The sequence below is a fragment of the Actinoplanes nipponensis genome, from assembly GCF_016862275.1.
In the GTDB taxonomy this organism is placed as follows: Bacteria; Actinomycetota; Actinomycetes; order Mycobacteriales; family Micromonosporaceae; genus Actinoplanes; species Actinoplanes nipponensis.
On record NZ_BOMQ01000027.1, the window covers coordinates 87,342 to 94,633 of the forward strand.

Annotated in this window: 7 protein-coding genes; 5 read left to right on the forward strand and 2 right to left on the reverse strand. The window is 76.4% G+C overall.

Annotated features, from left to right (window positions below; all coding sequences use genetic code 11):
* Positions 1 to 14 precede the first annotated feature (14 nt).
* The gene (locus tag Ani05nite_RS12150) at positions 15 to 1,619 is read right to left on the reverse strand and encodes a sensor domain-containing diguanylate cyclase (RefSeq protein WP_203767953.1); all 1,605 of its coding nucleotides are present in this window, start codon (positions 1,617 to 1,619) and stop codon (positions 15 to 17) included.
* A gap of 118 nt (positions 1,620 to 1,737) precedes the next feature.
* Between Ani05nite_RS12150 and Ani05nite_RS12155 the strand changes: the two genes are divergently transcribed.
* The 4 genes from Ani05nite_RS12155 to Ani05nite_RS42120 all read left to right on the forward strand — a co-directional run bounded on the left by Ani05nite_RS12155 (position 1,738) and on the right by Ani05nite_RS42120 (position 6,122).
* Positions 1,738 to 2,346, forward strand: a complete 609-nt coding sequence (locus Ani05nite_RS12155; protein ID WP_239129734.1) for a MerR family transcriptional regulator — start codon at positions 1,738 to 1,740, stop codon at positions 2,344 to 2,346.
* Positions 2,343 to 4,670, forward strand: coding sequence for a VIT domain-containing protein (locus Ani05nite_RS12160; RefSeq protein WP_203767955.1), 2,328 nt, complete (start codon positions 2,343 to 2,345; stop codon positions 4,668 to 4,670). The genes Ani05nite_RS12155 and Ani05nite_RS12160 overlap by 4 nt, the downstream gene beginning before the upstream one ends.
* Positions 4,671 to 4,797: 127 nt before the next feature.
* Positions 4,798 to 5,703: a ricin-type beta-trefoil lectin domain protein gene (locus tag Ani05nite_RS12165; RefSeq protein ID WP_203767956.1), complete on the forward strand. Its 906-nt coding sequence runs from the start codon at positions 4,798 to 4,800 to the stop codon at positions 5,701 to 5,703.
* Positions 5,704 to 5,792: 89 nt separating this feature from the next.
* Positions 5,793 to 6,122, forward strand: a complete 330-nt coding sequence (locus Ani05nite_RS42120; protein WP_203767957.1) for a hypothetical protein — start codon at positions 5,793 to 5,795, stop codon at positions 6,120 to 6,122.
* A 158-nt stretch (positions 6,123 to 6,280) separates the two neighbouring features.
* On the opposite strand, the gene Ani05nite_RS12175 is transcribed toward Ani05nite_RS42120, so the two are convergent.
* Positions 6,281 to 6,439 (reverse strand): hypothetical protein, encoded by a 159-nt coding sequence (locus tag Ani05nite_RS12175; protein WP_203767959.1) that lies wholly within the window; start codon positions 6,437 to 6,439, stop codon positions 6,281 to 6,283.
* 316 nt (positions 6,440 to 6,755) lie between these two features.
* On the opposite strand from Ani05nite_RS12175, the gene Ani05nite_RS12180 reads away from it, so the two are divergent.
* Positions 6,756 to 7,205 (forward strand): DUF4383 domain-containing protein, encoded by a 450-nt coding sequence (locus tag Ani05nite_RS12180; protein ID WP_203767961.1) that lies wholly within the window; start codon positions 6,756 to 6,758, stop codon positions 7,203 to 7,205.
* The last annotated feature ends 87 nt before the right edge of the window (positions 7,206 to 7,292 follow it).

Genomic DNA, 7,292 nt, shown 5'->3' on the forward strand with positions numbered 1-7,292 from the left:
CTCCGCCCCGGCGGTCACTGGGCCAGGGCGAGGGCCAGCCGGCCGGTACGGGCCTTCTTGGCGGCGTACATCGCGGTGTCGGCGCGGGCGATGAGCGCGTCCGGCGCGCCGGTGCCGGCCTCGCCCCAGGCCACGCCGATGCTGGCCTGGGGCAGCAGGCGCGCGCCGGCCAGCTCCAGGCAGCTCTCGCCCAGCGCGGCCAGCAGCGTCTCGCCGATCCGGCGGGCCTCCTCGGCGTCGGCGACGTCGGCGCAGATGACCACGAACTCGTCGCCGCCGAAGCGCCCGACCACGTCGCCGTCGCGCACCGCGGCGCGCAGCCGGCCCGCCACGTGGATCAGCAGCCGGTCCCCGGCCGCGTGCCCGTACCGGTCGTTGACCTGCTTGAAGTCGTTGAGGTCGATGAAGACGACCGCGGTGCCGCGGGTCCGGCCGGGCCCGGCCAGCGCCTCGCCGAGGGCGGCCAGGGTGGCGGCCCGGTTGCGGCACCCGGTGAGGGCGTCGAAGGTGGCCCGCTGCCGGAGCTCGTCACGCAGCCGGACGTCCTCGGTGACGTCGGTCAGGCCGATGATCGCGCCGGTGACCTCGCCCGAGGCGGCGGTGAGCGAGCGCAGGCCGGCCCGGACCCGGCGCAGGCCCCGGTGGTCGCGGTGGCCGTACTCGACGTCGGCGTCGCCGCCGGTGCTGAGGACCCGGGCGACGGCGTCCTCGACGGCGGGCCGGTCGCCGGGCACGATCGGGCCGAGGAACTCCCCGCCCAGGACGTCGCCGAGGCCGGCGCCGATGGCCCGGGCGGCGCGCTCGTTCTGGTAGACGATGCGCCGGGCCGCGTCGATCTGCACGATGCCCATCGGGATGGTCTCGGTGAGCCGGCGCAGCAGCTGCTCACCGGCCCGCAGCGCGTCCTGCGCGGCCATCTCGTCGGAGATGTCGAGCATCTCGGCCACCACCCGCGGGTCCGCCGGGTCGGTCAGCCAGTTGTGGTTGGTGACCTCGAACCAGATCGGCGTCCCGTCGCGGTGCAGGTGCCGCAGGCGCACCCGGCGGGCCTCGCCCGGCGCGGTCGCCAGCATGTCCATCCAGCTGGCGATGGCCCGCTGGTGGTCGTCGGGGTGCACCAGGTCCAGCGAGCGGGTGCCGGTCAGCTCGGCGGCCGTCCAGCCCAGCACCAGGGCGATCTCCTCGTCGGCGGCGGTGATGACGGCGACCTGGTCCTTGCGCACGGTCACCAGCCGGGGCTTGATCAGCTCGGCCTCCAGCGACCGGCCGTCGGGGTGGGTGGCCAGGCCGGTGAGGAAGACGACGTAGACGCCGTACCGGTGGGTCATGTCGAGCAGGTGCAGCCGGACCAGCTCGGCCGGCGCGGCGAGCGGGTGGATCAGGCAGTTGGCCAGCCCCTGGGCCAGCGTGCGCTGCCAGGTCTCGATCGCGATCTTCTGGTCCTCGGCGACCACCAGGGCCAGGGCCGACTGGGCGCCCACGATCGGGCGCAGGCCGCCGGTGTCGAGGCCCTCGGGCAGGGGCACGAACAGGCCCATCGCCGAGACCGTGCCGATGAACGCGTCCGGATGCTGCCGCAGCATGGCGGCGAACACGTCGTCGCGGGCGGCCGGGTCCATGGTCACTTCTTCGGGCATACGTCCCGCATCGGCACCCCCGGCGCCGGATCAAGGAAAATCACCGCCCCCAACGTTGACACTGTCACCGTGACAGTGTCATTGTGGGGGCGTGTGGACGATGGACGAGCTGGTGGACCGGGTGCGCCGGGCGCTGGCCGACGAGTACCCGGGCGCCCCCAACGGCCGGGTGCGCGACGTGCCCGACCGCCGGGCCATCCGGTGGTACACCACGACCGGGCTGGTGGACCGGCCCGCCGGGATGCGCGGGCGCACCGCCCTCTACGGGCCGCGGCACCTGCTGCAGCTCGTGGCCCTCAAGCGGCGCCAGGCGCAGGGGCACACCCTGGCCGCGATCCAGGCCGAGCTGGCCGGCGCCGGCGACGCCGAGCTCGCCGCCGTGGCCCGCGTGCCCGAGGACCTGCTGACCGGCGCCGGCGAGCCGGCCGCGGACGGACCGGTGCGGGCCCGCTTCTGGGCGACCCCGGCGGCGGCGCCCCCGGTCGCCGCAGCGGCCGCGACACCCTCCCCGACCGCGGCCGCGCCGCCGGCCGCGGCCCACCCGGTGGGTGGCGTCGCGCTGGGCGGGGGCGCGATCCTGGTGCTCCCGGTACGCCCGGACGCCGCCGACTACGCCGCCATCGCCACCGCCGCCCGACCTCTGCTGGACCTGCTCGCCGCCCGTGGCCTGCTGGCCGGCGACACCCTCGACGATGGGAGCCCGTCATGACCATTTCCGTCACGCCGATGGATCGCTCGGAGCTCGGCCGCGTCCGCATCCTGCCCGACGCCGGCCTCGGCGCGCTGCACACCGACCGCGGCAACCTGCCGCTGGACCGCCTCGACGTGCAGGCGGCGATCAGCGGCCTGGTCGCCCGCACCACCGTGACCACCGAGTACGTCAACGCGCACGACACCCCGCTCGAGGCGACGTACATCTTCCCGCTGCCGGACCGCGCCGCCGTGACCGGCATGACCATGACCGCCGACGGCCGCACGGTCGAGGCCGAGCTGCAGGAGCGGGCCCGGGCGCGGGAGCACTACGACCAGGCCATCCAGGCCGGTCAGCGGGCCTCCATCGCCGAGGAGGAACGCCCCGACGTGTTCACCATGCGGGTCGGCAACATCCGGCCCGGCGAGCGGGTCACCATCGCGCTGTCGCTGGTCGGACCGCTGCCCTGGGAGGACGGCGCCGCGACGTTCCGGTTCCCGCTGGTGGTGGCGCCCCGCTACGTCCCCGGCGCGCCGCTGCCCGGCCCCGCGGTCGGCTCCGGCCAGGCCCAGGACACCGACGCGGTGCCCGACGCCTCCCGGATCACTCCCCCGGTGCTGCTGCCCGGCTTCCCCAACCCGCTGCGGCTCAGCATCGGCGTCGACATCGACCCGGCCGGGCTGGCGCTGGGCGAGGTCCGCTCCAGCCTGCACACCGTCACGGGCGAGGGCGGCCGGGTGCAGATCGCGCCGGGCGAGCGCGCCGACCGCGACTTCATCCTGCGGCTGCCGTACGCGGGCGACGGCTCCGGCGCGGTGTGCGTCGCCGACCCGGACGCGGACGCCGGCGAGGGAACCTACCAGGTGGTCCTGGTGCCGCCGGACGTCACCGCCGCGGGCCGGGCCAAGGACGTGGTGCTGCTGCTGGACCGCTCGGGCAGCATGGGCGGCTGGAAGATGGTCGCCGCCCGGCGCGCCGCCGCCCGGGTGGTGGACACCCTCACCGGCGCGGACCGCTTCGCCGTGCTCACCTTCGACCACCAGGTCGACCGCCCGGACGAGCTGGGGACCGGCCTGTCCGAGGCGACCGACCGCAACCGTTTCCGCGCCGTCGAGCACCTGTCCCGCGCCGACGCGCGGGGCGGCACCGAGCTGCTCACGCCGCTGCGCGAGGGGCTGAGCCTGCTCGCCGACTCCGGCGCCCGCGAGCGGGTGCTGGTGCTGGTCACCGACGGCCAGGTGGGCAACGAGGACCAGATCCTGGCCGAGCTCACCCCGCTGATCGGCGCCACCCGGGTGCACACCGTGGGCATCGACCGGGCGGTCAACGCCGGCTTCCTCGGCCGGCTGGCCGCGCTCGGGGCGGGCCGGTGCGAGCTGGTGGAGAGCGAGGACCGCCTGGACGAGGCCATGGCGCAGATCCACCGGCGGATCGCCGCCCCGGTGCTCACCGACGTGACGATCACCGCGGCGGAGTTCTCCGTGGCGACGGACACCCCGCGCACCGTGTTCCCGGGTGTGCCGCTGGTGGCCCTCGGCCGCTACACCGGCGTCGCGCGCGGCACGCTGACCGTCCGCGGCCGGACGCCCGACGAGGAGGAGTTCGTCCGGGAGATCCCGGTCCGCGACAGCGCCGAGCGGGCGATCACGCAGCAGTGGGCGCGGGCCCGCCTGCGGGAGCTGGAGGACCGGTACCTGACCGGGCGGCACGAGCTGGAGCAGACCATTGTGGCGACCTCGCTGCGCTACGGGGTGCTCTGCCGGTTCACCGCGTACGTGGCGGTGGACAGCCGGGTGGTGACCGAGAACGGCCAGGTCCGCCGGGTCACTCAGCCGGTGGAGTCGCCCTCGGGCTGGGACATGTTCGACGCCCCGGCCGCGCCGGGCATCACGCTGGCCGCGATGGCCGCGCCGGTGGCGCCGCCGGCCGCCGCGCCCCGGTCCGGTGGCTTCGCGCCGGTGCGGGCCTCGGCGATGCGCTCCGGGCCCCGCCCGTTCGCCCAGGTGCCGGCCGGCCTGGCCGGGGCGGCCGGCAAGCTCGCCGCGCCGGGCAGCTCGCCACTGACCGTGGCCGACCTGACCGCGATCGTGGCTGTGGAGGCCGAGCGGCTGCGCGCGGCCGAGGGCTGGCCGGCCCGCGAGCGCCGCGACCTGCTGGCCGACCTGGCCAGCCGGCTCGGCGCCCTGCTGGAGGGGCGCGACGACGCGGAGCTCAAGGCGCTGCGCCACCTGGTCGACCGGCTCCGAGCCGACGGCAGCCTGCCGGAGAAGTGGGCCCTGGCCCGCGAGACCCTGGCCGCGTTCGCCCCGGCGCCGCAGCGCAAGGCGTTCTGGAAGCGCTGAGCGGGCGGCCGCCGGGCAGGCCGAGACGCCCGGATCGCGGTACGGTGCAGGTCGATCCGGGCACAGGCGGATCCGAGCAGAGGCGGATCCGGGCACAGGCGGATCCGGGCACAGGCGATGGGACGCGATGACCGACCGGGACGACGACGGCGATCCGCTGCTGGTCCGCCCGTACCTGCGGGAGGAATCGGGCGAACCGGCGCCGGACGCCTCAGCGCAGACCTGGCCGGAGGCGGCGGCGGAGCCCGTGGCGCCGCCGCCGCCGGCCGCTCCCGTCGCCGTCCCCGGTCCCCGGCGCGCTCCGGGAGAGCGCCGGCCGCGCCGCCGCCCGCTGCTGCTGGCCGCCGTGGCCCTGGTCGCCGTCCTGGCCGGCGCCGTCGCCCTGGTGGCGTCGCTGCTGCCGGAGCGCCGCCCGGGCGCCGCCCTGCCGGTCGAGGCCCCGCTGCCTCGCGTGGTCGTCTCCGCGCCGGCCCCGGCCACCACCCCGGCGTCGCCCGCGACCACCGCGGCCCGGACGAGGGCGGCGGACCGGACCCGGGCGGCGAGCAGCCCCACCGCTCCCTCCGCGGCGGGGCCGACGGCCACCCGCACCAGCGCGGCCGCGGTCCCGGCGCCGACGGCCACCACCACCCCGGCGCCCCGGCAGCTGGTCCCGCCCGCGGCCGACCGGGTCGGCCGGATCCTGGGCGTCGGCGGCCTGTGCCTCGACCTCAACGGCGCGGTGGCCGTCGACGACAATCACATCCAGGTCTTCACCTGCAACGACACCGCCGCCCAGAGGTGGACGGTGGCCGCCGACGGCACCCTGCGGGTCATGGGCAAGTGCGCCGTGGCGGCCGACGACGGCACCGTCCGCATCACCGGCTGCGACGGCCGGCCGGCCGCCCAGTGGCGGGCCGGCGGGAACGGCACGCTGCTGCAGCTCGCCACCGGGGACTGCCTGACCGATCCGGGCTCCGGCACCCGGTCGGGAACCGGGGTCCGGATCGAGGACTGCTCCGGGGCGGAGCGGCAGCGCTGGCAGCTGCCCTGACGGTGTCCTGACCGGTCAGTGCGGCAGGAAGACCGACCGCACGCAGTTGGCGGTAACCCTCGGCGGCGTCGGCCAGCGGCATGGCGTGGGTGGCCAGGTGCTCGGTCACCAGCTCGCCCCGGGCCATCCGCCAGCAGCCCGGCGGCCCGGGCGGCCAGCTGACCGACGGCGCCGGCGCCCCCCACGGCCACGACGTCGCCCGGTCCCACCCCGCCCAGGTCGGCGCCGATCCAGCCGGTGGCGGCGGCGTCGGCGGCGAACACCGCCCGCTCGTCGCCGACCTCGTCCGGCACCCGGAACGCGCCGACGTCGGCGAACGGCACCCGGATGTACTCGGCGTGGCTGCCCAGGTTGCCACCCATCGCGTGCGAGTAGCCGAAGCAGCCGCCGGGCGCCTGGCCCCCACAACGTCTCGGTGATCGCCGGGTTGGTTGGATGTAGCCGCCCAGCAGGTGCAGGTCCGACCCGCAGGTGACGGTGCGGGTGACTTTGACGATGACGTCGCCGGGGTCGCGCAGCTCGGGGTCGGGCACGTCGTTGACCGCGAGCTTGTCGACCCCTTGCCATTGCACCGCCTTCACAGCAGACCTCCTCGACGGCCGCGGGCGGTCGCCGCCCGCAGCGCCTTGTTCAGCAGGGTGGGCTCGGTGGTCGGGCCGCCGGGCGTCGGCACGTAGCCCACCTCGAGCAGCGCGCGGGACTCGCGCAGGGCCCGCCGGATGTCCTCGGCGGACACGGCGCCCGAGCGCGCGGAGATCTCGGTGCCGCGGTCGCCCGGGGGCGGGACGGCGCTCGACGTCGACGGCCTCGCCGAGCGCGGCCAGCGGGCCGGGCAGCGGCCCCGCGGCGACCTCGTCGAACGGCCGGTTCACGGTGATGACGTGCCGGCGCCCGGCCGGGCGCGGGGGTCGTCGCGATGCGTTGTGCGGTCACGGCTCCGGCGGCAACGACGCCGACCGTGAGAAGGACTTTCCGGTTCGTCGCATGCAGCGGGGGTTTGTACCCCGGTTGCAAGGGCATCCGGCTGCCCCGAAGGTAGAAAGGAGAGACCCATGGCCACCAGATCGACCCCGGCTGTCGGCTCGGCGCGCACCCGCGTGCAGACCGCCGCGCTCGTCGTCGCCGCCGTGTTCGTGCTCGTCGGCGTGCTCGGCTTCATTCCCGGCATCACCTCGAACTACGACGCCCTGAGCTTCGCCGGCCACCACTCGGAGGCGAAGCTGCTCGGCGCCTTCCAGGTGTCGATCCTGCACAACATCGTCCACGTGCTGTTCGGGCTGGCCGGTTTCGCCATGGCCCGGACGGCGTCCGGGGCCCGGCTGTACCTGATCGGCGGCGGCGCCGTCTACCTGGTGCTCTGGCTGTACGGCCTGATCGTGGGCCAGGACAGCTCGGCCAACTTCGTCCCGGTCAACCCCGCGGACGACTGGCTGCACCTGATCCTCGGCCTGGGCATGATCGGCCTCGGCCTGGCGCTGTCGCCGAGGGCGGTGCGGCGCTAGCCGGTCCGGCCGGCCCGCGCCGGCCGTCGCGCGAACGCGGCCCGGCCCCGGTTCTGAGGGCCGGGCCGGGCTCAGTCCGGCGGCCTC